The organism is Rhodoblastus acidophilus (genome assembly GCF_009720655.1).
Taxonomy (GTDB): domain Bacteria; phylum Pseudomonadota; class Alphaproteobacteria; order Rhizobiales; family Beijerinckiaceae; genus Rhodoblastus; species Rhodoblastus acidophilus_A.
Map to the genome: position 1 here is coordinate 97,851 of NZ_WNKS01000004.1, position 24,902 is coordinate 122,752.

Consider the following 24,902-nt stretch of genomic DNA (forward strand, 5'->3'; position numbering starts at 1 on the left):
GACAATTCCCAAGCCGGCGCTCCTGCGATGCCAAATCCGAATAGCCTAATTGTGCGCCAATTTCGATCTTTCTTTCTTGATCGGTGACAAAGACGCCGCTTCCATTCTCGCATAGCTGCGTTTGCGCCGCCGTGCGCATGGAGAACGAGATGACCGGAACGCCCGACAACAGTTTTGGCTTTCGCGCCGTCGCGCCGGACGAGCGGCGGGCGCAGATTCGCCGCGTCTTCACCGGCGTCGCCCCCCGCTACGACCTGATGAACGACCTGATGTCCTTCGGCCTGCACCGGCTATGGAAGCGTTGGCTGGTCGAAGCCGTCGCGCCGCAGCCCGGCCAGGCCATTGTCGATCTCGCCGGCGGCACCGGCGATGTCGCCGTCGCGCTCGCCGCGCCCGACCGCTGCGTCACGGTCTGCGATCCCAGCGTCGCCATGATGCTGGCGGGCCGTCATCGCGTCCTGCCCTATGTGGATTGGGTGGCGGGCGAGGCCGAGGCCATGCCGTTCGCGGAAAATTCTCTCGACAGCGTCACCATTTCCTTCGGCATCCGCAACGTCACCCGCCTGCGTGACGCGCTCACCGAGATGCATCGGGTGCTAAAGCCCGGCGGAAAACTGTTTTGCCTGGAGTTTTCCAAGCCGCACGCCTGGCTGGCGCCGTTCTACAACCTGTTTTCCTTCCAGGTCATTCCGCGCCTGGGCGCGTTGGTCGCCAATCAGCCGGAAGCCTATGCTTATCTGGTGGAATCGATTCGCCGCTTTCCCGACCAGGAGGAGCTGGCGAGCCTGTTCCGCGACGCCGGTTTTGCCCGCGTCACCTATCGCAATTTCAGTTTCGGCATCGTCGCCCTGCACATCGGCGAAAAATAGTCAGGCGAGAGCGCCGACCGACAGAAGCAGTGAAAACACCGCCTGGGTCTGGGCCGTGCGCGCGAGCACCGCGTTCAGGCCGGGGCCCGGCTGTTCCACGAACAGGCGCTTCACCTGGATAAACGCCAGCGGCGCGGCGCCCAGCGCCAGCAGCAGCGGCGCGTGTGAAGTGGCGCGGACTAGTGGCGCGAGCAGCGCAAAAGGCGAAAACATCATCGCGGCGAACAGCCAACGGGACAGCGTCGGCCCCGCGACAATCGCCAGGGTGCGGCGCCCGACCCGCGCATCCGCAGCCGAATCGCGGAAATTGTTGACCATGAGCACGCCGGCGGCGAACAGCCCCACCGCCAAACCCGCGAGCACGGCCGGCTGCGAAAGGGTGACGGCGCACAACCAATAGGTTCCGCACACCGCACCCAGTCCGAAGAAGGCGATAACAAAAATCTCGCCATAGGGCGAGTAGGAGATCGGTTTCGGACCGCCTGTATAGGCCCAGCCGCACAAAATCGAGGCGAGGCCGAGCGCCAAAATCGGCCAGCCACCGACGCCTATCAAAAAAAGGCCGCCGACCGCAGCCAGAGCAAAACTGCCGTAGGCGGCGCGCTTGATCGCGTCGGGCGTCAGCAGCCCGCTGGCGGCGGCGCGCACCGGGCCCAGTCGATCAGGCCCGTCGCCGCCGCGCTCAAAATCCTTCGCGTCGTTGAACAGATTTGTGGCGATCTGGATGAATGCGGCTGACAAAGACGCAACCAGCACGGCGGCAAGATGGGTCTTGTGCTCCACCCGCCACGCCAATGCGGCGCCGGCCAGAACGGGCGCGAGCGCCATGGTCAGCGTGCGCGGACGCATCGCGCCGATCCATGTGGACAGGGTCGGCGCCGTGGCCGGAGTGCTGACGGTCATCAAGAACTCTCCGCAGGCCCGAACAGTTTTGCCGCGCGATGCTCGAAGGCGGCAAGGACTTGCCGTTCGACCTCTACGGCCCCGACGGAGGCCACGAGGTTGAGCATGTGCGATTCAAATTCCAGCGCCACTTCGCAGGACATGCGGCACCCCGCCCGATCGGGAAGGAAACGCCAGTTCATGGAAAAGTGGCGCCAGGGGCCATCGCGCGAGACTATGACGAGTTCTCCCGGAGGTTTCAACTCGGCGCGGGTCTCGAAGATATGGCGCAAGGGACCGAATCCAAAAACATTTTCGACCCGAAGCCTGTCGCCGTCGCGGTCCAAGATGCGCGCTGCCCGGCATCCCGGCACGAAGGACGGGTAGGATTCGATGTCAGCGGCGAGGGCAAAAAGCTGTTCGGGGGAATAGCGCGGATAGAAGCGCAATATCCGGCGCCTCAGGGCCATTGGCGTTGATCAAGGCGCCCGCGGCGCGGGCAGGCGTCCCGCGCGCGAGAGAAGACGCTTCGCGCGGATTTGGCGTGTTGCGTTTGAGTCGCGGTTTCTCGCATGCGCCCTGAACAAATCTGATTCGGGATTGCGCCCGGCGCGGTATCCGCCGTCGTTCCTGCGGGCGCATTCATGTCCGAAGGGCCATATCATACGAGGATTTATTTGGCGACCGACGCGCGGCGTCTATCCGCCGCAAGAAAATCACAGTCCGCTCGAACAAATTGTGGCAAGACAGCAGGATTGAAGACTGCACGCGCGGCGCGGCTTCAACCACGTTCGGGGTATTTTTCGACAACTTCGACGAATTCTTCGAAATGGGCGAGGAACGTATCGGTCACATCGGGATCGAAGCGGAGGCCACGACCTGCGGCTATGATATCGCGCGCCTCGTCGAGAGAAAAAGGCTCCTTGTAGGGACGCCGCGAAATCAGGGCGTCGAACACGTCGGCCAGCGCCACCAGTCGCGCCGAAACAGGAATTGCCTCTCCGCCGAGTCCGTCGGGATAACCGCCGCCGTCCCATCTTTCATGATGCGAACGGGCAATCTCCTTGGTCACGGACAGAAAGGGCGCCGAGCGCCCGATCTCGCGCTCGACCTTGTCGATCGCTTCCCAGCCAAGCTGCGCATGGCTCCTCATCACCGCACACTCCTCCGCCTCGAGCGGACCGGTCTTGAGCAGGATGCGATCGGGAACACCGACCTTGCCGATGTCATGCAGCGGCGCCGACTGGACCAGCAAGTCAATGAATTCGGTGGTGAGCGTGCCCTTGAACCGATCGTGCTCGCGAAGCAATCGGGCCAGAAGCCAAACGAAGTCTTGGACGCGTTCGCAATGTTGACCCGTCGCATTGTCCCGCATTCCAGACAAAAGGGCCAGAATCCGGATGGCGGAGAGGTGCGTCAGGTCGTTGTCGGTCTCGAAACGCAAAAGATTCGCCCTGAGCTGGTCGTTCTGCGTCCTCAGGAATTCGCGCGCTTGCCACGCCTCGATCTGCGCGCGCACCCGCGCCTTGAGCACATTGGGCTTGATCGGCTTGGCGATGTAGTCGGAGGCGCCCATTTCAAAAGCATGCTCCTCGCTCGCCGGATCGGTCAGCGACGTCAGCAGCACGACCGGGATGTCACGGGTCAGCGGACTTTCCTTCATCCGGGCGAGGATAGCGTAGCCATCGACATCCGGCATCATGACGTCCAGCAGGACGAGATGCGGTTGCGGACGTCGGGTGGCGATGTTGAGCCCTGTCAATCCGTCCCGTGCTGCGAGGACCTTGTAGTCGTCGCTCAGCAGCGCACCCAGGGTGTCCAGAATTTCCGGGGAATCATCGATCAGGAGAACTGTGAATCTCTGTTTGCCCGTCATCGCGCCTCGTTTCTCAGTCAGCCCGACGTACCGCACCCCCTGCAGCAGCGATGAAAATCATCCGTGATCAGGCGGTATGTTACAAGCGCGGGAATGTTAACTGCGCCCCTTTAACGTGGCGCCTCGGAAAAGTGAGGTCAACATTTCCAGAATTCCGGCGGGGTGTGCCGCGCCATCTGACGAAGGGCTCAATCTGCAACGCGATCGCTGGTCGTTGCGCGATGAGGGGTCCGTTTGGGCCCGCGGTCGCCTCTGGCTTGTGCCTCTTCATTGTCCAATCCCGGTGACGAAGATCCACGGCACGGTCCTGACCCCGGCCGGCGCCGCTCTCGGATAATCTTCGACCCGCGGATGTCCGACCATCAAGGCGAAGCGTCTGACCCTCATGGCGTTAGCCGGCTTTGCGCCGGGCCACAAAATCGATCAATCATAAACAGGCAATTCCAACGCCAGGGAAGCTGGATGAAAGTTGGGGCAATGCCAATTCGTGATCATTCGGCGGCACGCTCACTTGCGAACTGTCCGCTCCTGCGGAATCTAGACAGGTAGGAGGGGACGATCGCTTCCATCGTCTCGGGCATTAGCCCCAATCCTCGTAGGGTGCGGCTTTCCGAATCGGCTATGGCCGAAACGACGTTGTCATATTTCAACAACTCCACCTGATCACGGGTTAGTGCAAACTCAGCAGGAAACAAGCCCCTAAAAACGCTGTTTGCGGCCTCAGAAATTAGTCCGATTTTAGAAGCCGTGGCAAACGAGACTGGCGCTAGGATTCGGCGACGATGTGTAATCGAAAGCACAAATTCCATGATTTCCCGCATGGTTCGTACCGTTGGCCCACCGAGTTCATAGACGGCGCCCGCCTCACCTAAGCCGGCCAATGAGCGGGTAATCGCTTCGACGACGTCACCGACGTAAACCGGTTGCAGCCTTGTCGTTCCTCCGCCGATCAGCGGCAAAACTGGCATAATCCGCGCCATAGATGCGAACCGATTGAAAAACTGATCTTCTGGCCCAAAAATGACCGATGGTCGCAATATGTGCGCGCGCGGGTTCGCCGCAAGAACCGCCGCTTCGCCCTGGGCCTTGCTTCGAGCATAGGCCGAACGCGAATTCGGGTCAGCGCCGATGGCCGAAACATGGACAAAATTGTGAATCTTGGCGCTCTTTACGGCCTCTGCTACCGCAGCGGTTCCCAGGGCCTGCACACTCTCAAAACTTTGCCTCCCGGTTTCCGCGAGGATGCCAACGAGATTGACAGCGGCATCAGCGCCTCGGAGCGCTGCAGCAAGCGATTCGGGAAACCTAATGTTCGCTTGAACAGCGTGTACCTGCCCCACTTTTCCGAGAGGCTGCAAATGATAAGCCAAGTCGGGTCGGCGTGTCGCAACGCGAACCCTCCATCCATCCCTGGCCAAGGCCCGAACGAGATGACGGCCGACGAAACCCGATCCACCAAAAACTGTGACGATCCGACCCTCGGTCCTAGAAAGTTCGCTCATCATTCACGCCTTTGCCATTGGTTCGACACTGTTTTCACTAGGAACTCATCGTCCGCGCGGCTCTCGGCTTGGCTCACTTGACCCGCTGTTTTACCCGAGCCTCGGCGACGATCGCGGGAGAGCCTTGCTCAGTATGAGCCATCAATCTGACAACGCCGAAGAAACCGACGCCTCTCTTCTCTACCTTGGCGACACGACCGGATAAGGTCGCGCGTTCCCCCACCAGAACCGGTGTAAGGAATTGCGCTTTCAAGCTCAGTGTAATCAGGTCGCCACGCCAATCGCGCAACAACTGCTCAAACGCGGACAAGATGCGCATGCCATGAACGGGACAAGCAGAGAAGCCGTATTGACGGGCAACTGTTGAGTCGAGATGCAGTGGATTGAAATCGCCGGAAGCTGCAGCGTAGTCGGCTAGGTTCTCATGTGTGAACGGTCCGATGATCACGGTCGGCAACTTTTCGCCCTGCAGTAGCGTCGCAGAATTCAAAGGGGGCCTCAAGAAGGCAGATCAGGCTGCATCGCAATCAACCGAAGTTTCGAAACGACTGTTCCTATGATTACTCCGCTAGGAGCAACAATCTGGGCTGTTGCGACGAGTCGCGCGGGATCGGCTTCGTATTTCAGCTCCAGCATGAGATTGTACTCGACATCTACTTGTAGCGGCTGGGCATACCGAAATTCTTGAGATTCGTGAACGGGAAGGCCCACCTCTTCAGCGGCGATTCGAATCGGCTCCGCGATCGCAGGATGTTTCATCCAAACTACCGGGAAACTCAGCGGAACATCGCCTTCTTCCTCTCGCCAGCCGGCCTCGCGCCTAAATTCACGGACGGCATCCTTTGCGGTCGTGACGCGCACAGGACCAGCACGCCGGATGCCGGGCAAAGTGCTCACGTTAGGCCACTGATGTGAGGACCAGTGACGCGTTGATGCCTCCAAACGCAAAAGAATTGGAAAGTACAGCGTTCATGGGGCAGTCGATCGCGTTAGGCCCCACCAACCTGATGGCGCATTGTGGATCTTGAACCTCGACGTTCAAATTTGGCGGGGCAATTTGGTCACGCAAAGCCATGACGGAAATCACAAGCTCGATAGCTCCCGCTGCGCCAAGCGCATGACCATGGATTGGCTTGGTCGACGATACGAGCAATTGTCCTGCGAGCGGGCCAAAGCTACGATTCAGCGCGGCCGCTTCGCTCACATCATTCGCAACGGTGGCGGTCCCGTGAGCGTTCACATACCCGATATCCTTAGCCGTCAGCCCAGCATCGTGCAGCGCCATATTCATGCATGCGGCCGCGCTCGCGGGGTCTGGACGCACTGGATCGAGCGCATCACTGTTTGTTCCATAACCAGCGACGTAACAAAGAGGCTGGGCGCCACGAGCCAGAGCTGTTTCCTCGGACTCGAGAACAAAAATCGCCGCACCTTCTCCCAAAACCATGCCGTTGCGATTCTTGGCGAACGGGCGACATAAATCGGGCGTGAGAACCCGCAGGCTCTCCCAGGCACGCATCGTTCCATTTGTCGCACACGCCTCGGAGCCGCCGACGATCGCACGATCGATCATTCCAGACCGGATCATCTGCATGCCAAGTCCGATCGCCTGAGCTCCTGATGAGCACGCGCTGGCTACTGCAAAGCAAGGGCCGGTAGACCCGTAGCGCATAGACAGCAATGCCGGACCTGCGCTCGGAATGAGTTTCGGCACGGTCAGCGCTTCCGGCCGTTTGTTCGCGAAGTAGACCGAGAATATGCCGTCATCGATCGTCCGCATTCCTCCGATGCCTGTCCCCAGCAGGACCGCGCACCTGTTCCCTTGGCGTTCCGATTTGGTGAGACCAGCCTGAAGCAACGCTTCGTCTGCAGCCACCAAAGCGTAGGCGGCGAAAGCATCCGCGAATGGCGCTATTTCCGGGCCGAGCCGCTCCAGGGTATCGAAATTACGAACTTGTGCTGAGATTTTTATGCGGCCGCCGTAAGGCTGACGAACGTCGAGCGGGCCTACGCACGACTGTCCGTCTCGTGCGGCCGCCCACAGAGCCTCAACGCCAATGCCGGCCGCTGTTACCGAACCCATTCCTGTGACGACGACGCGACGACCGGTCATTTCTCGGTCTTTTCCTTAAGAATATGCGCGCTGATTGCGTCGACAAGCCCCTTAAGATCCTTTGCGTCCTGAAAAGAACCATCCATCGGAATATAGACGTCGAACCGTTCCTCGATCGCGGTAAGGATCATCACGATATCAATTGACTTCAACCCCAGACTTTCAATTGTCGCATCATCCTGAAGTTTCTCGCGGGAGATCATGCCCTCGGTCGCAATCACGTCGAGGATATCATTGACCATTGTTTGCTGGTCATTCGGGTTCGAAGTCACAAGCTCACCTCTGATTGCATCGTCGATCTATTCTGGTCAGGCCGACCGGCGCCTCTAAGGCCGGCAAAGCCTGCATTCGAACGCAATAGTTATCATGTACCAACGCCCGCAGAGCATACCAAGGGAATTCTCGCCACACGAATTCCGAAGAAGCCAGCGAATCTGAAAGGCGCGTCAGGTGAGAGCTCACGCATCTTAGTTGAGTAACTTCCGAGTGATCAGATCGAACTGGTCTGTCGTCGCGAACTTGATGCTGATCACACCCGCCTCCCCGCGCGCGCTCACACTGACCGTCACCCCCAGGACATCTCCCAAATCGGCTTCGATCTTCTTTATGTTCGCGTCTTTCTCTACCGCCCGCGCCGGAGTTGATTGCGCCCCGTCCTTCGAAGCAACCATGCGCTCAACATCGCGTACGCTTAACCCGTCGTCAACAATTCGTCGCGCAAGCGCGGCAGGATCATCTAGCGAGAGAAGTGCGCGCGCGTGGCCCGCCGAAATTCGGCCATCGACGACAAACGCTTGTGTCGACTCCGGCAACTTCAACAGCCGAAGAGTGTTCGTGACGTGACTGCGGCTCTTGCCAAGTATTTTAGCGAGGTCGGCTTGGCTATAAGAAAACTCCTCCATCAGCCGATTGTAACCCTTGGCCTCTTCGATTGCGTTTAGATCAGCGCGTTGCACATTCTCGATGATCGCAAGTTCGAGAGATAGCCGATCATCAGCTTCGATAAGTACAATCGGAACTTCGTGCAACCCCGCGCGCTGCGCGGCGCGCCACCGTCGTTCACCCGCAATGATTTCATAGAGATTACTTACGCCGGTCAGTTCGCGAACGACGATGGGCTGGATGATCCCACGCTCTCGAATTGACTCTGCAAGTTCATGCAAGCTTTCGTCGGAGAAATGCTGACGAGGGTTTCGCGGATTAGGCCGCAAAAACTCGATCGGCGCGGTTCGCTGCGGAGAAGGTCCAGCAGGCGAATTTGCTGGGAGATTCTCCCCAATCAACGCAGCAAGACCTCTCCCAAGCCGCGGACGCGCATCATCGATCATCTGGACACCCTGTGTATCAAATCGCCGTCACGCCGCTCGCAACTCGCGTTCCCGCTGAATCACCTCGGAAGCGAGCTTCAAATAAGCTTGGGAACCGTTGCACTTTAGATCATACAACAGGACAGGTTTCCCATAGGATGGCGCTTCAGAGACCCGGACGTTTCGCGGGATAACTGTTTCATAAACCTTCTTGCCGAGAAATGAGCGTACGTCTGCGACGACCTGGCTCGCCAGATTGTTTCGGCCATCAAACATCGTCAAGACGACCCCGTGTATTGTCAAGGCCGGATTAAGACTACGCTTGACGTGCTCAACGGTTGAAAGCAGTTGGGAGAGACCCTCGAGAGCGAAGAACTCGCATTGCAAGGGAACCAAGACGCTGTCACTTGCGGCAAGCCCGTTGATCGTCAGTAGATTTAAAGATGGAGGGCAGTCGATAAGAACATACGTGAATTTCTCAGACAATGCCCCCCTGCTGTCTTTTGCAAACGAAGTCAGAGCGTTCCTCAACCTAAACGAACGATCCTTTTGATCTGCTATCAATAGCTCCAAACCCAAAAGATCCATCGTCGATGGAGAAATGTACAAACGCGGCACTACGGTTGACTGGATGACGGCAGCCAGAGTCGCCTCTCCGCTTAGGACATCGTAGGTGGAGAGCTTCCGCCTCGCGGGGTCTATTCCCAAGCCGGTTGAAGCGTTTCCTTGCGGGTCAAGATCGACGATCAAAACGGTCTCACCTATCGCCGCGAGGGCTGTGCCGAGGTTGATCGCCGTAGTCGTTTTTCCTACGCCGCCCTTCTGATTAGCAAGAACGAGAATTCGCATACGGTCTTGATTTTCCATTTATTGCTCCAACCGATGCGTCGACGGAATTTTCAGGTGATGCACGACGACGATCTTAGCGTCGCGCTCAGTCGCACTATTCACCAGTTCGTAGGAGAAAGTATCGTTAACGGGTGAGTCGGTCAATTCGCGCGCGAGCTCTTTCCCCTTCAAAAACAGCCCGCGTGCGCCCTTCTGAAGGACTGGCTCCGCATAACGAAGCAAATCTCCTATTGGGGCCAAAGCTCTCGCGGAAATAATGTCGAAGTTCAACGAGGTCGCCAACTCTGGCAGCGCGCGCTCAATCCGATCAACGTGGATGTAAGCTCGAGCATCTGTTTCACGTGAAACCTCACCGAGAAAGGCTGCCTTCCGCCTATCGGATTCGACCAAATGCACCTCTTGGCTCGGCGACATTATGGCTATGACCATTCCTGGAAACCCAGCGCCGCTTCCAATATCAACCCATCTCCGCCAGTTGCCGGCTAGAGGAAGCAACTGAAGAGAGTCCTCGAAGTGGCGAGGCCAAATTTGAGATATCGTTGACCGCGCCACCAAGTTCAGTCGTCTCTGCCATTTTGCCAGAAGAGATTCGTAGATCTTCAGCTTGGCAATTTGCTCCGCAGTCAATTCGATGGAAGCGAGTTCAGGTGCACGATCCGCGTCTGCCATCACGACGCGGCCTCAACTTCTCTGGACCGCTTTTTGCTCAGCGCCAGCAAAATAGTGAGCGCGGCAGGTGTCATGCCCTCAATCCGGCTGGCTTGACCGAGATTCAGTGGACGCGTCGCTTTCAATTTCGCTCTAACTTCGTTTGAAAGGCCTCGAACCATGTCATAGTCCGTATCGGCGGATAGGAGGACGTCCTCGTCCCGCCGCAGGTTCGCGACCATTGTCTCTTGTTTGCCGAGATAAACGGAGTATTTTGCGTCGACTTCGACTTTATCAATCGCGCTTTGCTCAAAACTTCCCAGCTCCGGCCAAATGGCGACTAAGTCTCCGAACCCGATTTGCGGATAAGATAAAATCGCGTAGGCTGTGCGCGTTTTACCGTCAAGATTAACCGGCAAACCGTGGCGGCGGGCATCGGTTGGCGTAAGCCTTCTCTCGCGCAAAACACTTGCGAGACGAGAAGTCTCGGCTTGTCGCTCGCGAAAAATCCTCTGCCTCTCGCGCGAAACGCATCCAACTTCAATACCTCGCTCCGTCAGTCGCTCGTCGGCGTTGTCGCATCTCAACGACAACCTGAACTCGGCGCGGGAGGTAAACATGCGATACGGCTCGGTTACGCCACGTGTAACCAAGTCGTCGATCATCACACCGATATAGGCATCGGATCGACCAAAGGTCACCTCCTTCGCCCCCCCGGCCCGGAGAGCCGCGTTAAGTCCAGCGACCAGACCCTGGGCCGCCGCCTCTTCGTATCCAGTAGTTCCATTGATTTGGCCTGCGAAATACAAATTCGCGATCTTTTTTGTCTCCAAAGTCGGCCTAAGTTCCCTCGGGTCAACGTAATCGTATTCCACAGCGTAGCCCGGCCTCAATATCTTAACGCGTTCAAGTCCAGCGATAGTTCGAATGAATTGATCTTGGACGTCACGAGGCAGCGATGTGGAGATCCCATTCGGATATATGGTCTCGTCGTCGAGCCCCTCAGGCTCGAGAAATATTTGGTGCTTATCGCGGTCAGCAAACCTGACGACCTTGTCCTCGATCGAAGGACAGTAACGGGGGCCGCGACCCGAAATAAGCCCCGAATGGATTGGCGCTCTATCAATGTTTTCAAGAATGACGCGATGCGTGTCGTCATTGGTCGATGTGATCGCGCATGGCATCTGCCTATTCACGACCTTCGTGGAATATGCGGAAAACAACTCGGGCGTCTCGTCACCATGCTGGAGATCCAGAGTTGCCCAATCTATTGAACTCCTCAATAACCGTGCCGGGGTTCCGGTCTTAAGACGATCAATCTTAAAACCGACACTTGCCAATGTCTGGCTGAGATGAGTCGACGGTGCGTCACCGATGCGACCCGCGGGCCACACCTCATTTCCAATAAAAATCTTACCGTTAAGAAAGGTCCCCGTTGCGATGACCACCGCCGCCGCGGCCAAGACGGACCCATCGAGCAATTCAATCTCAAGCCCCGACCGAGAACAAAGGGTCAGATTTGCAGCAATCCCTTCGAAAATGCAAAGATTTGGAGTGCCTTGCAGAAGATCAATGACCGCACGCTTATACAAACTACGATCCACCTGCGCGCGTGGACCTCTAACTGCCGGGCCCTTGGACCTGTTGAGGAGCCGAAACTGGATCCCGCTCGCATCAGCAGCGCGAGGCATCAAACCGTCGAGAGCATCTAATTCTCGAACAAGCTGCCCCTTCCCCAAACCACCAATCGCCGGATTACAGGAGAGTTCGCCGATTGTCGCGATCTTCTGGGTCAACAGCAGCGTGGCCGCACCCACGCGAGCGGCAGCGGCAGCAGCCTCACAACCGGCGTGCCCCCCGCCAATCACAACGACGTCATACGCGCGCTTCATCAACGTAGTGCACCTTTGCCCTATTTGCCGATGCAAAACCGTGAGAAAACTTGGTCAAGCACCTCCTCGGCCGCAACTCGTCCAATGATGAACTGCATCTCAAACACGGCCTCTTGCAACTTGGCTGCGACAACTTCGGGATATCTGATCCCTTCAGCAACTTGACGGAGCGCTTCTCTAGCACTCTCGAGCGCGATGCTCTGCCGCTCGTTGATTGCAATGACGTCGCCATGACCGGCGAGATTAGACGCCACAAACGCTGCCAATCTATCTAATAGCTCCCTGATATTGAGTCCAGTTCGCGCCGAGATATGGAGAGCAGCGCAATCATCCGGAGAGCATGAGTCGATAGCGCCATCAAAGCTTTGCGTATCACATTTGGTGAAGACCCGCCAAATCGGGCGCCCCGCAAATGCTTGAGGCGGCTGGAGTCGTTCGCGATGATCGCAGAGCCACAGGATTAAATCGGCCTCTTTGCCGCGCGCAAAAGCCTTGTCAATTCCAATCGATTCGATTTGGTCCGCCGTTTCACGCACCCCGGCGCTATCTACCAAATTGACAAAATACCCTTGGAGATCGAGATGCACTTCGAGAAGGTCGCGGGTTGTGCCGGGCAATTCAGAAATAATCGCGACGTCCCGCCTCGCTAACTCATTGAGCAGCGTCGACTTTCCCGCATTGGGAGGCCCAGATATCAGGATAGTGAACCCATCCCTCAGGAGAGGCCCGCGGTTCTTGTGGCCCAACCACTCAGTGATGGAGTCGCAGACAGAGCGACAGACACCGACCACGTAATCGCCATCATACTCCCGCACCTCCTCTTCGTCCGAGAAGTCCAAGTCGCATTCAACATGGACTAGCGCGGCCATGAGTTTTTCGCGCCATTCGTCGACAACGACTCGAAGCTTTCCCGAGAGCCCGTCAATGCCGAGCAATCTTTGTTGCTCCGTCTCTGCTGATATAAGATCAGCAAGCGACTCGACTTCGAGCAGACTCAATTTTTCATTCATCAGCGCCCTGCGGCTGAATTCGCCAGGCGTAGCGATCCTTGTCGAAGGGAATTGCCGCAATACATTATACAGTTTTACCAAGACCGCCCGGGACCCATGAATCGAAAACTCGATACAATCTTCCCCTGTAAAGCTTGCCGGGCCCGGAAACCAATAGACCAGCGCATGGTCAATGATCTGATGCGACCAAGGGTCTTGGATTTTCGCTAAAGTCGCTTTACGAGGCTCTGGTAGCGCGCCAATCATCGAACGCAATATGTTAGAGGCTCGGGATCCGGAGAGTCGAACCACGGCCAATGCAGCTCGCCCCGGCGCAGTTGCGAGCGCAAAGATGGTGTCAGGACTCTGGATCGCAGATACTCCACAGCAAGGGATGTTTCACGTGAAACATCCCGCTAGCTCTATCCTTCATCAGGTGTTCATCGAATCAAAGAAGAACCCGTTCCCCTTCGGGGTTTCCCGAAGCTTGCCAAGCAGGAATTCCGCAGCGTCGACAGTTCCCATCGGGTTTAGAATTCGCCGCAACACGTATGTCTTTTTAAGAAGGTCTGGTGACACCAACAACTCCTCCTTCCGCGTGCCCGAGCGTGTGATATCGATAGCGGGGAATACTCGCTTGTCGGCGACTTTCCGATCCAAAATGATCTCGGAATTTCCGGTTCCCTTGAACTCCTCGAAGATCACCTCATCCATCCTCGAGCCCGTCTCAATAAGTGCTGTCGCGATAATGGTAAGCGAACCGCCCTCTTCGATGTTCCGCGCCGCGCCGAAAAACCGCTTCGGACGCTGGAGCGCATTTGCGTCGACGCCGCCCGTAAGCACTTTGCCCGATGACGGCACGACAGTGTTATATGCACGGCCCAAGCGCGTGATAGAGTCCAGGAGAATAACGACGTCGCGCCCGTGCTCAACCAGCCTTTTAGCCTTCTCGATCACCATCTCAGCGACCTGGACATGCCGAACCGCAGGTTCGTCGAACGTCGAGGAAATCACTTCCCCCTTCACCGATCGCTGCATATCCGTGACCTCTTCCGGACGCTCATCAATCAGCAAGACGATCAAATAGCATTCTGGGTGATTGGTCGTGATCGATTGTGCGATGTTTTGAAGGATAACAGTCTTGCCCGTTCGCGGAGGAGCGACGATTAACGCTCTTTGGCCCTTGCCGATCGGTGAAACGATATCTATCACCCTCGCGGACAAATCCTTCTTGGTCGGATCGTCGATTTCTAACCGTAGCCGCTGGTTAGGATAAAGCGGCGTAAGGTTGTCGAAATGAACTTTATGACGAACCTTCTCTGGATCCTCGAAATTGATTGAATTTACCTTTAAGAGCGCAAAATACCTCTCACCCTCCTTCGGGCTGCGAATGAGGCCTTCGACGGTGTCCCCAGTTCTAAGCCCGAAACGGCGAATCTGCGACGGAGAAATGTATATATCATCGGGCCCGGCCAAGTAATTGGCGTCCGACGAGCGCAGGAAACCGAAGCCATCAGGCAAGACTTCGACGACGCCCTGACCCACAATCTCAACGTCCCGCGACGCCAATTGTTTTAAAATGGCAAACATCAACTCTTGCTTGCGCATGATCGAGGCGTTCTCAACCTCGTGTTCTTCTGCAAAGGTTAGCAATTCGGTTGGCGACTTCGCCTTGAGCGTTTGGAGCTTAATCTCGCGCATGCGCTTTCTATCGTCTTCTATGGGATGAGTAGCCGTCGTAATACCATCAGTGACAGGGTCCGGTTGCTTACCAACCGGCCGCAGTGCGATATTTTGAGGAGGCGACGACTCTAAGGCGGGAAGCTGTCTTGTTAGCAGATTATTGCCAGATTAGCAACTCCACGGCAGGGCAACAGGGCAATCACTTGAAAAGGGGTTGGGTTTCGGCGCGAACTTTGCTTGCCCATCGCTTCTCGACCACTTTTCCGCACTTTCAGACCCGCGCCAAGCCTGGAAGGTGATTTATCCCTTGCCGGTAATCCTGCTTATCGTGTTGTGCGCAACGATGGCCGGAGCCGAGGATTTTTGCGAGATCGAGCGCTGGGCCAAGCGAAAGCTGGATTTTTTGCGCCGTCTTCTGCCCTTCGAGAACGGCATTCCCTCGCACAATGCGCTCAACGATGTCATCAACGCCTTGCCGGCGACGCTGTTTGCCGAATGTTTCACAAGATGGGTCGAGAGCTTGCGCGAGCGCGAGCCCGACATCGTGGCCATCCACGGCAAGACCTAGCGCCGCGCCCATGGCGAGAACGGCGCGCCGCCGCATCTCGTCTCGGCCTGGGCCTCACGCCAGCGCCTCGCGCTCGAGCAGGAAGCCGTCAAAAAGAAAAGCAACGAGATCGTCGCCATTCCGCTGCTGCTTGAACGACTTGAACTCTCCGGCGCGCTCGTCACCATCGACGCCATGGGCTGCCAACGCGAGATCGCCGAGAAAATCCGCGCCAAGGGCGCGGACTACCTGCTCACCTTGAAGCGGAAGCTGTCCTTGCCGGTCTCGACGAGGTGGCAGTGGTGCGCGAGGCGATCGAGCAGCGCGATGGTCATCTTGGCGTAGCCGAAAACGCCGGCCTCAGCGGCACAAACGCGCGCCGGCCACGGTATGCTGCTCGCGGCTCCGCTCAGCCTTCCAGTCGCGGGCGAAGGCGGCCACCCGATTGTAGGAACCGATGAAGCCGAGCGCCACCAGATCGCCATGCAATTGTTTGAGCGTGCGCTTCCGCCTTCCGCCTTCCGCCTTCCGCCTTCCGCCAGTCGGACAATTTGTCGGCGAAAGCGTCAAGTTTGCTCGCGCCCTCCGGAACCTTGAATTTCACGACGACGACGTCGGAGCGCACGCAATAACTCCATGTCGATCACTCCGGGCCCCCCGCTGAAACGGACAGGGCGGGCGCAAAACATGGCCAGTTCTCGATGGAAATTTCCTGCGTGGGCGGGTCAGGTCTCTGTGGAAATCAACAACGTTCCGCATCCCGCCAAGCAGATTGACGACCTGTTGCGGTGGAATTGGAAGAGCCAGAACGAAGCCTCTACCGCCGCTTTGATCTGGAACGGTCAAATCCGAGACTGCCTGCGGCACAAGCCGGATGCGCACCGTCACGGCGCTGTTCCGAGCGTTCATCCGAATGCAGCCCTCAGGCGCGCCAGTTGCTCTTCGACTGGGCTTCCCTGGGGACTCGAAATAGAGGCTTTGGGATCAAGATAAAGAAGCTGATCGAGGTGGATAACCCGCGCCTGCAACCGAAGCGACTCGCCAACCAAGGCTTGCAAGTCGTGAGGGAGTCTTTCAAACATTTCCGGAGCGGTCGCCATGTCTTGTTGAGACAATTTAACCTTGCGCTTCTCGGATAGAGCTTGGTCGAATGTCAACTCACCTTCGTTGACCGCGCGCTGCAACAGAAGCCACGACGCCAATTGCATCAATCGCGTGGTAAGCCTCATGCTCTCCGCTGCATAGGCTAGAGATTCATTGCGTCCGAGCTCGCGCGCCTGTTCACGCCCTGGTCCATCTAGATAAGCAGCTGCGTCCTCGACCAAGCTCATGCCTTCCCGGAACATGGACTTGAAAGCCTCCGAGGAGGCGAGACGGGCGACAAATGACACGGGTTCGCCGTTGTCCTGCTGGATAAACTGAGACATGCGCCACCTCGGAACGCGCGCAAACAACAATCGCCACCGACCATCGTTCGACCGCCCGTGAACTTGAACACAAGATAGCGTCATTTGGAGCGTTGCGCTTGTTTAATCTTATTTAACGTTAATTGTGCCGCACCTGGATTTCTGGACACGAGACTGCATTTTGCCGCGCGCTTGAGGTTGGTGTCGAGCCATTCGGTGCGCGCGGCGCGTCGTGAACGGTATCCGTTTCTTCGATGAACCACTCCTTGTTGCAAGTGTCAGCAAAGTCGGCCACGGCTTTCCTTACATCGTCGATGGTCTCGAAAACGCGGCCGTGAATGGCCGGACAGTCGTCCAAGAATCGGAAGATTGGTTCATTATAGGAGTGTACAATCACGTTGGCCCGCCCTTGAAGAAGGTGGAGGCAGCATCCCGTGATGCCTTCTTCCGATTTATCTCCGTGTTGATCCGGTCGATCTCGGCGCGTAACGCGATGACGCGGCCTGTAAGCTCTTCGAGTGACAAGGCGTCGAGGGGCTCGCCGATTGCATGTTGCAAATTGGCTCTACGCCGCTTAGGGAAGACGTCATCGTCATCTCTTGCCATGCATATCCCCTTACATAGGCTCTGAATCAGCGTTTAACGATTTGACGCCCGTAAATGAATGCAAGACAATTTGAATTGACGCCAGCGGAGTTTCACTCACGGCATTGATAATGCAACTGGCCAAAGAACGACGATGATAATTTGCTTGACCCTCTGTCGGCAGCTCAAGTGAAGCGCGGTGCTAATCACCGTCATCCGCGAAAAGTCCGGCTTGAAGCGATTGCTGCGAAGGAACGGCAAGACAAAGATGTTTGAACGCCTGAGGCGTCAGCACACGACCGCGCGGCGTCCGGTTCAGGAATCCTTGTTGCAGCAAGTAGGGCTCGATGATGTCCTCGATCGCGTCGCGGGGTTCCGAAAGCGCTGCGGCGATCGTCTCGATGCCAACGGGGCCGCCGCCAAAATTCACGGCGACCATGTCAAGGTACCGGCGGTCCATCTGATCCAGGCCGATGGAATCGACGTCCAGGAGTTTCAGGGCCCGGTCGGCGACTTCGCGGGTCACCTTGAGGTCGCCGTCAACGAGGGCGAAATCGCGCACCCTGCGCAGCAGCCTTCCAGCGATGCGGGGGGTCCCGCGGGACCGACGAGCGATCTCGTTCGCGCCATCAGGGCTCATGGGACAATTCATCACCCGCGCCCCCCGCGCCACGATGCTCTGCAATTCCTCCACGGTGTAGAAATTCATGCGGACCGGTATGCCGAATCGGTCGCGCAGTGGCGTCGTGAGTAAACCGGCGCGCGTCGTGGCGCCGACTAGCGTGAATCGCGCCAGATCGATCTTCACCGACCGCGCCGCTGGACCTTCGCCGATGATCAGGTCAAGCTGAAAATCCTCCATGGCGGGATAAAGGATTTCCTCAACGGAAGGATTGAGCCGGTGAATTTCGTCGATGAACAAAACATCGCGCTCTTCAAGATTGGTCAGCTGTGCAGCCAGATCGCCCGCCTTGGCGATCACCGGACCAGACGTTGATCGGAAGTTCACGCCGAGTTCGCGCGCCACAATCTGCGCCAGAGTGGTCTTGCCAAGCCCAGGAGGGCCAACGAACAAGACATGATCCAGGGCGTCCTTGCGGGCCTTGGCTGCCTCGATGAAAACCTTGAGATTTTTCCGCGCCGCTTCCTGCCCCGTAAAATCGGCAAGGGTCAGGGGCCGGATCGAAGACTCCAGGTCGTCCTGGCGCTTGTCGGGCGAAACCATCCGCGGCGGCGTCACTGCGCCAACTCCTTGAGTCCACGCCGAATCAGGGCGCTCGTCTCGGCGCCGTCACCCAACGCCCGGAGGCTCGCGGCGATGGCGGCGGCAGCCTGGGCGCGCGCGTAGCCGAGATTGACCAGCGCCGATGTCGCTTCCGCCGCAGCACTGCTTTCACCCAGCGCCGGCTCTCCGGCGAGCGCCAACGCTTGCGGAGACACCGCGCTAAAATCGCTCGCCTTGTCCTTCAATTCCGCAACTATGCGCGCGGCAAGCTTCGGGCCGACGCCCGGCGCGCGGGCGATGGCCGCCTTATCCTGTAAGGCGATGGCCGCGGTGAGGTCAGAAGGCGGCAGAATGGAAAGTATAGCGAGCGCGACCTTGGAACCGACGCCCTGCACGTTTTGCAGCAAACGGAACCAGTCTCTCTCTCCATCCGACAGGAAGCCGAACAACCTTATGGAGTCCTCGCGAACCTGTGTTTCGACGGCCAGAACCGCCGCCTCGCCCGGGCCCGGCAATTTTTGCAATGTTCGACTGGAACAGGCGATGACATAGCCGACGCCATGAACGTCGAGGATCAAGTGATCCTCGTACAATGAGTCCACCACGCCTTTGAGTTTGCCGATCATGCGTCCCGCCCGATTCGCCCGCAGTCTAACGCATTTGCGTGCACGCGGCGCTTCCGCTCACTTCTTTAAAAGCATCGCCTCACGTTTTCGGGCGCCGCGATGCTGAGCGTGGCATATAGCCACCGCAAGAGCATCGGCGGCGTCACTGGTCAGCGCTTCGCTTCGAGGCAGCAACACCTTGACCATCATCGCGATTTGAGCTTTTGCGGCGTGTCCCGCGCCCACCACGGTCTTTTTCACCAGATTGGCGGAATATTCGGCGACCTCGACCCCGGCGAGCGCCGGGACGACCAGGGCCACGCCGCGCGCGTGGCCGAGTTTCAGCGCTGACTGCGGATTGCGATTGACGAAAGTCTCCTCCACGGCCGCCTCATCAGGCTCATGAGCGACGATGACGCCGGCCAGCGCCTCATGCAACGCGCGAAGCCGCAGCGCCAGATCCCCTTCAGTAGGCGCGTGGATGGCTCCGGAGGCGACGTAAGCAAGGCGCGCACCTTCGGCCTCGATCACTCCCCAGCCCGTGTGACGCAGTCCCGGATCGATGCCGAGGATGCGGACGGCCCTGCGCATCTCCAAGCATTATTCCCGGGTTTTCAGATCCTTGAGCTTGCCAAACACCGATTCGACGTCGAATTCGTCTTCTTGCTCGACCGGCTTCTTCGCGGTCGAGCCGAACACCTCCTCTTGGGAGACCGGCTCGTAATAATAGGGCTGGGTGGTTTCTTCGGCCGACGCCAACGTAGGACCTTGATCCTGAACCAGACCCGGGCGCTCCTTGGCCGCCCGCTGCACCTCGAAGTCCAGATCAATCTGGGAGCACAGGCCCAGTGTCACCGGATCCATGGGCGTCAACGACGCGGAGTTCCAATGTGTCCGATCTCGAATAGCGGCGATCGTGTTCTTGGTCGTGCCGGCCAGCCGCATGATCTGCGCATCCCTGAGTTCTGGATGATTGCGGACCAGCCAGAGAATTGCATTCGGGCGATCCTGACGGCGAGACAAAGGCGTGTATCGTGGACCGCGATGCCGCTTGGGTTCCGGGAGACGAACCTTGGAAACGGCGAGCCTGAGCGGATGCGAACCATTTTTTTCCGCCCTCTCAATTTCCTCACGGGTCAATTGACCGGAGGTGATTGGATCGAGACCGCGAATGCCGGCGCCCACCTCGCCGTCGGCAATGCCCTTCACTTCAAGAGGATGCAACTTGCAAAACTCCGCAATCTGATCAAACGTCAGAGAGGTGTTCTCAACAAGCCATATGGCGGTGGCTTTTGGCATGAGCGGGGCATTGCTCATCGTCGTCTCCTAGAATCTCTTCGTCTCGCCGCCCGCGCGCCATCGCGCCCGGACCAGCCCGGCTGAGGCGGAGCCTCAAATTTCCATACATGACGGGAATTCAGCTTTTATAAGCCTACTCGCACAGAAAGGCAACGTGGGGCCAAACAGAAGAACGCAATGAAAGACTTTCGGGGCTTCGCCGAAATTCAGAAAGCAGCCATTGAAACTGGCATGGCGGCCTCGTCCAGTTTTTGCGAGCAGGCGGACGGCCGAAGTCCAGGAAATCTTCCCGCCGGCGAAGCGCGACTCGATGAGGTGGAGATCCGTTCATGGCGTGTTCACTCAATTCGGCGTGAATTCCGAGCGAACGCTATTATATTGCATTCTCGGCGCTAAAATTCTGGTGTCGGATATGACGAAAGAGGGCTGTTATGCCAACCATCGCGCTTGTCGACGACGATCGCAACATCCTCGCTTCAGTTTCGATCGCTCTCGAGGGAGAGGGCTATCGCGTCCAAACTTATAATGACGGGATGGCAGCGCTCGAAGGATTGAAGAACAATCCGCCGGATATGGCGATCTTCGACATAAAGATGCCGCGCATGGATGGGATGGAGTTGCTGCGGCGACTGCGCCAAAAGTCCGATCTTCCGGTGATTTTCCTCACATCGAAGGACGAGGAAATCGACGAATTGTTCGGCTTGAAAATGGGCGCCGACGATTTCATCCGGAAGCCGTTTTCGCAGCGATTGCTGGTCGAGCGAGTCAAGGCGATACTGAGACGAGCAAGTCCGAAGGAAGCCGCCGCACAAAAAGAAACTGAGGCCAAGATCCTTGAACGCGGTCACCTGAGAATGGACCCCGAGCGACACGCTTGCACTTGGAAAGGCGAACAAGTCACGTTGACCGTGACCGAATTTCTGATTCTTCAAGCGCTCGCGACTCGTCCAGGGGTCGTTAAGAGCCGCAACGCCTTGATGGATGCGGCTTACGACGATCAGGTCTATGTGGATGACCGCACGATCGACAGCCACATCAAGCGGTTACGGAAGAAATTTAAGCAAGCTGACGATGATTTCGAAATGATCGAGACCCTTTACGGAGTGGGATACCGTTTCAAGGAAGGCTGAGCTCATAGTGATTTGGGATGACGGCATGGATGCGGCGCCGGTTGACGCATGAAGAAATTTGCGGCCGCAATTTCCAGCAAACCTCGATCCAAGCGGCGCGCGGTTGCGTTTCGTTCGCTTTGGCGGGGCTTGCTGTCTCGTATTTCGTCGCGTCTCACCCGCAGAATCATCCTGCTCAACCTCGGTGGGTTGGTCGCGCTTCTGGTCGGATTTCTTTACCTAAATCAATTTCGCGAAGGCCTCATCGACGCGCGCGTGCAGAGCCTACAGACCCAAAGTGAGATTATCGCCGCAGCAATCGCCGCGTCCGCGACAGTCGACGCGGACGCCATAACGATTGACCCGGAGAAGCTGCTGAAACTCGCGCCGGGACAGAGCTACGGAGTAAATGACGAGACGTCGCCGGCATTGGAATTCTCCATCAACCCCGACCGCGTTGGCCCGTTATTGCGACGTCTTGTTTCGCCCACCCGAACCCGCGCCCGGATTTACGACCGGGATGGATACATGTTGATGGATTCGCATTCGCTTGCCGCGCGTTCAAACATTTTACGCTTCGATTTGCTCCCTCAAGGCCAAACCGACAAGCCCCAGTGGCTTCGAGACTTCCAAGATTTCCTGCGCGGCGGTTTCAACTTCGCGCGTTTGCCCCTCTACCGAGACATCGGCGCCGCCAATGGCAAAGGTTACCCCGAAATCGCGAATGCCCTTCAAGGGAAATCTCAGACCGCGGTCAGACGCAATACCCAAGGCGAAACCGTCATCTCAGTGGCCACGCCCATCCAAAGATTTCGCACCATTCGCGGCGCTCTGCTGTTGTCAACCCAGGGCGGCGATATCGATGGAATTATCGCATCTGAGCGCCGAGCGATCTTCAGCATATTTCTCGTGTCGGCGACCGTGATGGTTTTGCTGTCCGCCGCGCTCGCCGGCGCGATCGCAGAGCCCATACGTAGGCTCGTGACCGCCGCCGAAGGCGTGAGGCGCGGCGTAACGTCACGAGCCCAAATTCCGGATTTCACCGCGCGCAACGATGAGATCGGGCTACTATCCGGGGCGTTGCGCGACATGACAACTGCGCTCTTGAACCGTATGGAGGCGATTGAGCGTTTCGCGGCCGACGTGGCTCATGAACTGAAAAACCCTTTAACTTCCCTTCGCAGCGCCGTCGAAACTTTGCCGATCGCAAAGACTGAAACGTCACGTGATCGCTTGCTGGAAATAATTCAACATGACGTGAGGCGGCTCGACCGGCTGATCTCCGATATTTCTGATGCCTCGCGCCTAGACGCGGAGTTGGCGCGCGACGACCTTGAGCGCATCAATATTTCCGATTTGCTTCAGGCAATTGTTGAGGTGTCGAACCAAGTTGACCGAGGCGACCAGATCAAGGTCGTGCTCGCCGTCGCGCTCACATGCGGGTACGTATGTATTGAAGGGCACAAATCGCGCCTGGGTCAAGTTTTCAATAATCTCATAGATAACGCACGAAGTTTTTCACCCCCGGGTGGCGAAGTCAGGGTCTCTATTGCTCGTGCCGAACATATTATCGATATTCAACGCCGTACACCAGGATACAACATTACCGTTGATGATGACGGCCCTGGAATTCCAGCGCACGCATTTGAACGAATTTTCGAGCGTTTTTATACTGATAGACCGAATCAGAGCTTTGGGAACAATTCGGGGTTGGGCCTTTCTATCTCGCGACAAATTGTTGAGGCACATGGTGGCTGCATTCAGGCCAATAACAGAAGTGACAATCACGGAAATATAGTTGGTGCACGTTTCGAAGTGTTTTTGCCTGCTGAAATGGCACGTGTTTTTGGACGCAGCGACTAGAGCGCGTTGACATTCATTTTATCCAAATGAACGCGCTGACAAGGGCGAGCATGGACATGAAGGCTCTGGGCGTTTGTTCGTAGCGTGTTGCGATGCGCCTGAAGTGCTTGATTTTCGGGAAGAACCGTTCGACGAGGTTGCGCTCGCAATAGAGGGCGAAGTCGCAGGCGACCTGCGGTGACGTCTTTCTGGGCGGGATGACGGCGACGGCGTCCTGCAGGGCGATGGCGTCGCGGAAAGCCTTGGAGTCGTAGCCTTTGTCGCCAAGAACAGACTCGGCTGGCAAATCGGTGATGAGAGCCTCGGCTTGGGTGTAGTCGCTGGCCTGACCCGGCGAGAGAATAAACCGAAGCGGATTGCCCAAAGCATCGACGACGGCGTGGATTTTGGTGGTCAAACCGCCGCGTGACCGGCCGATCGCGCGAGCTTCAGACCCCCTTTTTTTTCCAGCCGCATGTTGGTGCGCCCGGACGATGGTCGAGTCGATCATGATGTATTCGGAGTCCGGGTCGTCGGCCATCGCTACGAACAGCCTGTCCCAAACGCCATCCTTCGACCAGCTCCACGAACTTCCAAGCATGACAGGCGCACATTGTGCATAGCCGTCTGCCGACGCAGGCGGCTAGGGCTCTTGGTTGAAAGGCAGATGGCGGTCGATGCATTCGTCGGCCAGCTTGAATGGTTGATGATACCTAAAATAGGGCAATTAATATTTTATTTATTTTTAGACTCGGAATTATATTGGAATTGAATTTTCCACAGAATATCCACAATGCACGTTCATTTCCGACGGTAGCAACGAATCATCGCGGATAACTTCATTAAGGACAATTTTCTTAAAAAACAAAAAGATAGGAGCGATTTCTCAAACCGAGCGGACACTGATGTGAGAAGTCCAAACTTTTGCAGGTGAGACCTCTTGTTCGGATCAACAGCGAGTTAGTTGTGAATATCTGACCATAGCTTTACAGGCCATTTTGCGATCTGAAACCTAAGAAACAGTTAATCACATGCATGATCGAGATGCTGGGGAAAATGTGGTCGTTCACCACGAGTAGCGCGCCTCACGCATCCCCGCATATTTAAAAACGACGACGCACACTGCGGCAGCGATTTTGTTTTCCATGAGAGAGGCTTGGAAACGCTCTATGAGGGGGCTTGACGCCTTGATCGTCTCGCACAGGCCGCGAAAGCTCGACGCCGTGCCTTCTTCCTCGATCAGAAAGATCGACAGGATCCGGCTCGTGGCGTCGTCCATCGTCAGCTCACCACGAGATCGCGCGGCGGTCCTTCGGGGAGCCAGGATTGGGTCGATGAAATACGAGCATGCCTGACAATGGACTGCGTTCGCCGGCGCCGGTGCGCCTCGCGTCGGCTTCGTCGTCAGCCCGCGAAGTTGCAAAACCCACTTCGTCCAGGTGTGGGAGCGCGCGAACGGCCGCCCGTCCGTCATCGCCTCCCCGACGATCGCTTCGTGGAAGTGCTTGGCGGTGAAGTTGAAATAGCGGGTGCCCAACTGCTCGACAACCCAGGCGATCTCGTCGACCGACGCGCGCCGCCCGGACGCCCGCCGAGGCGGCGGTCCACCAGGCCCCTCAGGCCCCTTCGCCTCATAGACATCGAGAAGGCGGCGAAAATGCCGCTTGCTCATCC

The 24,902-nt window shown here is 57.4% G+C and carries 25 protein-coding genes and 3 pseudogenes; 4 read left to right on the forward strand and 24 right to left on the reverse strand.

Annotated elements, in window-relative coordinates:
* The first annotated feature begins 149 nt into the window (after positions 1-149).
* Positions 150-869, forward strand: coding sequence for a bifunctional demethylmenaquinone methyltransferase/2-methoxy-6-polyprenyl-1,4-benzoquinol methylase UbiE (gene ubiE, locus GJ654_RS06700; RefSeq protein WP_155445369.1), 720 nt, complete (start codon positions 150-152; stop codon positions 867-869).
* Here ubiE and GJ654_RS06705 read toward each other — a convergent pair whose 3' ends face one another.
* The 14 genes from GJ654_RS06705 to rho form a co-directional block, all read right to left on the reverse strand.
* Positions 870-1,772 carry a 1,4-dihydroxy-2-naphthoate polyprenyltransferase gene (locus GJ654_RS06705; RefSeq protein ID WP_155445370.1) on the reverse strand — a complete coding sequence of 301 codons (903 nt, stop codon included), beginning with the start codon at positions 1,770-1,772 and terminating at the stop codon, positions 870-872. It abuts the gene before it with no gap.
* A complete protein-coding gene (locus GJ654_RS06710; RefSeq protein WP_196305459.1) occupies positions 1,772-2,200 on the reverse strand; it encodes a type II toxin-antitoxin system RatA family toxin in 429 nt (142 codons plus the stop codon). The genes GJ654_RS06705 and GJ654_RS06710 overlap by 1 nt, the downstream gene beginning before the upstream one ends.
* 332 nt (positions 2,201-2,532) lie before the next feature.
* Positions 2,533-3,627: a response regulator gene (locus GJ654_RS06715; RefSeq protein WP_155445372.1), complete on the reverse strand. Its 1,095-nt coding sequence runs from the start codon at positions 3,625-3,627 to the stop codon at positions 2,533-2,535.
* Between the two features lie 491 nt (positions 3,628-4,118).
* Entirely contained in the window at positions 4,119-5,132 is a 1,014-nt protein-coding gene (locus GJ654_RS06720; RefSeq protein ID WP_155445373.1) for a complex I NDUFA9 subunit family protein, read from the reverse strand.
* Positions 5,133-5,202: 70 nt separating this feature from the next.
* Complete coding sequence (locus GJ654_RS06725; protein ID WP_155445374.1) at positions 5,203-5,619, reverse strand: MaoC family dehydratase; 417 nt, start codon at positions 5,617-5,619, stop codon at positions 5,203-5,205.
* A gap of 8 nt (positions 5,620-5,627) precedes the next feature.
* Entirely contained in the window at positions 5,628-6,026 is a 399-nt protein-coding gene (locus GJ654_RS06730; protein WP_155445375.1) for a hypothetical protein, read from the reverse strand.
* A 1-nt stretch (position 6,027) separates the two neighbouring features.
* A complete protein-coding gene (locus GJ654_RS06735) occupies positions 6,028-7,242 on the reverse strand; it encodes a beta-ketoacyl-[acyl-carrier-protein] synthase family protein (RefSeq protein WP_155445376.1) in 1,215 nt (404 codons plus the stop codon).
* On the reverse strand, positions 7,239-7,514 hold the full coding sequence (locus tag GJ654_RS06740) for an acyl carrier protein (protein ID WP_264586162.1): 276 nt from the start codon (positions 7,512-7,514) through the stop codon (positions 7,239-7,241). The genes GJ654_RS06735 and GJ654_RS06740 overlap by 4 nt, the downstream gene beginning before the upstream one ends.
* A gap of 195 nt (positions 7,515-7,709) precedes the next feature.
* Positions 7,710-8,570 (reverse strand): ParB/RepB/Spo0J family partition protein, encoded by an 861-nt coding sequence (locus GJ654_RS06745; protein ID WP_155445377.1) that lies wholly within the window; start codon positions 8,568-8,570, stop codon positions 7,710-7,712.
* A gap of 27 nt (positions 8,571-8,597) precedes the next feature.
* Positions 8,598-9,416 carry a ParA family protein gene (locus GJ654_RS06750; protein WP_155445378.1) on the reverse strand — a complete coding sequence of 273 codons (819 nt, stop codon included), beginning with the start codon at positions 9,414-9,416 and terminating at the stop codon, positions 8,598-8,600.
* Complete coding sequence (gene rsmG / locus GJ654_RS06755) at positions 9,417-10,067, reverse strand: 16S rRNA (guanine(527)-N(7))-methyltransferase RsmG (protein WP_155445379.1); 651 nt, start codon at positions 10,065-10,067, stop codon at positions 9,417-9,419. It abuts the gene before it with no gap.
* The gene (mnmG, locus tag GJ654_RS06760) at positions 10,067-11,938 is read right to left on the reverse strand and encodes a tRNA uridine-5-carboxymethylaminomethyl(34) synthesis enzyme MnmG (RefSeq protein WP_155445380.1); all 1,872 of its coding nucleotides are present in this window, start codon (positions 11,936-11,938) and stop codon (positions 10,067-10,069) included. Before mnmG ends, rsmG begins: the two co-directional genes overlap by 1 nt.
* A gap of 20 nt (positions 11,939-11,958) precedes the next feature.
* Positions 11,959-13,323: a tRNA uridine-5-carboxymethylaminomethyl(34) synthesis GTPase MnmE gene (gene mnmE / locus GJ654_RS06765; RefSeq protein ID WP_319802126.1), complete on the reverse strand. Its 1,365-nt coding sequence runs from the start codon at positions 13,321-13,323 to the stop codon at positions 11,959-11,961.
* Positions 13,324-13,359: 36 nt separating this feature from the next.
* A complete protein-coding gene (gene rho, locus GJ654_RS06770; RefSeq protein WP_155445382.1) occupies positions 13,360-14,628 on the reverse strand; it encodes a transcription termination factor Rho in 1,269 nt (422 codons plus the stop codon).
* Between the two features lie 196 nt (positions 14,629-14,824).
* Between rho and GJ654_RS06775 the strand changes: the two are divergent.
* Positions 14,825-15,421, forward strand: a pseudogene (locus GJ654_RS06775) (ISAs1 family transposase); the annotation flags it as partial.
* Here GJ654_RS06775 and GJ654_RS06780 read toward each other — a convergent pair.
* The 8 genes and pseudogenes from GJ654_RS06780 to GJ654_RS06815 form a co-directional block, all read right to left on the reverse strand.
* Positions 15,403-15,516 (reverse strand): annotated as a pseudogene (locus tag GJ654_RS06780) (ATP-binding protein); the annotation flags it as partial. The pseudogenes GJ654_RS06775 and GJ654_RS06780 overlap by 19 nt on opposite strands.
* A gap of 2 nt (positions 15,517-15,518) precedes the next feature.
* Positions 15,519-15,734: pseudogene (locus tag GJ654_RS21145) on the reverse strand (IS21 family transposase); the annotation flags it as partial.
* A 328-nt stretch (positions 15,735-16,062) separates the two neighbouring features.
* Positions 16,063-16,584 carry a DUF1465 family protein gene (locus GJ654_RS06790; protein ID WP_155445383.1) on the reverse strand — a complete coding sequence of 174 codons (522 nt, stop codon included), beginning with the start codon at positions 16,582-16,584 and terminating at the stop codon, positions 16,063-16,065.
* A 372-nt stretch (positions 16,585-16,956) separates the two neighbouring features.
* Entirely contained in the window at positions 16,957-17,169 is a 213-nt protein-coding gene (locus GJ654_RS06795; RefSeq protein WP_155445384.1) for a DUF1192 domain-containing protein, read from the reverse strand.
* 181 nt (positions 17,170-17,350) lie between these two features.
* On the reverse strand, positions 17,351-18,373 hold the full coding sequence (gene ruvB, locus GJ654_RS06800; protein WP_155445530.1) for a Holliday junction branch migration DNA helicase RuvB: 1,023 nt from the start codon (positions 18,371-18,373) through the stop codon (positions 17,351-17,353).
* A gap of 11 nt (positions 18,374-18,384) precedes the next feature.
* Entirely contained in the window at positions 18,385-18,999 is a 615-nt protein-coding gene (gene ruvA / locus GJ654_RS06805) for a Holliday junction branch migration protein RuvA (protein WP_155445385.1), read from the reverse strand.
* 57 nt (positions 19,000-19,056) lie between these two features.
* The gene (gene ruvC, locus GJ654_RS06810; RefSeq protein ID WP_155445531.1) at positions 19,057-19,569 is read right to left on the reverse strand and encodes a crossover junction endodeoxyribonuclease RuvC; all 513 of its coding nucleotides are present in this window, start codon (positions 19,567-19,569) and stop codon (positions 19,057-19,059) included.
* A gap of 9 nt (positions 19,570-19,578) precedes the next feature.
* Positions 19,579-20,295 carry a DUF1013 domain-containing protein gene (locus GJ654_RS06815; protein WP_155445386.1) on the reverse strand — a complete coding sequence of 239 codons (717 nt, stop codon included), beginning with the start codon at positions 20,293-20,295 and terminating at the stop codon, positions 19,579-19,581.
* Positions 20,296-20,708: 413 nt separating this feature from the next.
* On the opposite strand from GJ654_RS06815, the gene GJ654_RS06820 reads away from it, so the two are divergent.
* Together GJ654_RS06820 and GJ654_RS06825 are read left to right on the forward strand one after the other, a co-directional pair.
* Positions 20,709-21,407, forward strand: a complete 699-nt coding sequence (locus GJ654_RS06820) for a response regulator transcription factor (protein WP_155445387.1) — start codon at positions 20,709-20,711, stop codon at positions 21,405-21,407.
* Between the two features lie 48 nt (positions 21,408-21,455).
* The gene (locus tag GJ654_RS06825) at positions 21,456-23,249 is read left to right on the forward strand and encodes a sensor histidine kinase (protein ID WP_155445388.1); all 1,794 of its coding nucleotides are present in this window, start codon (positions 21,456-21,458) and stop codon (positions 23,247-23,249) included.
* Positions 23,250-23,262: 13 nt separating this feature from the next.
* On the opposite strand, the gene GJ654_RS06830 is transcribed toward GJ654_RS06825, so the two are convergent.
* Together GJ654_RS06830 and GJ654_RS06835 are read right to left on the reverse strand one after the other, a co-directional pair.
* Entirely contained in the window at positions 23,263-23,829 is a 567-nt protein-coding gene (locus GJ654_RS06830; protein ID WP_155445389.1) for an IS5 family transposase, read from the reverse strand.
* A 465-nt stretch (positions 23,830-24,294) separates the two neighbouring features.
* Positions 24,295-24,900, reverse strand: coding sequence for a hypothetical protein (locus GJ654_RS06835; protein ID WP_155445390.1), 606 nt, complete (start codon positions 24,898-24,900; stop codon positions 24,295-24,297).
* Positions 24,901-24,902: the final 2 nt, after the last annotated feature.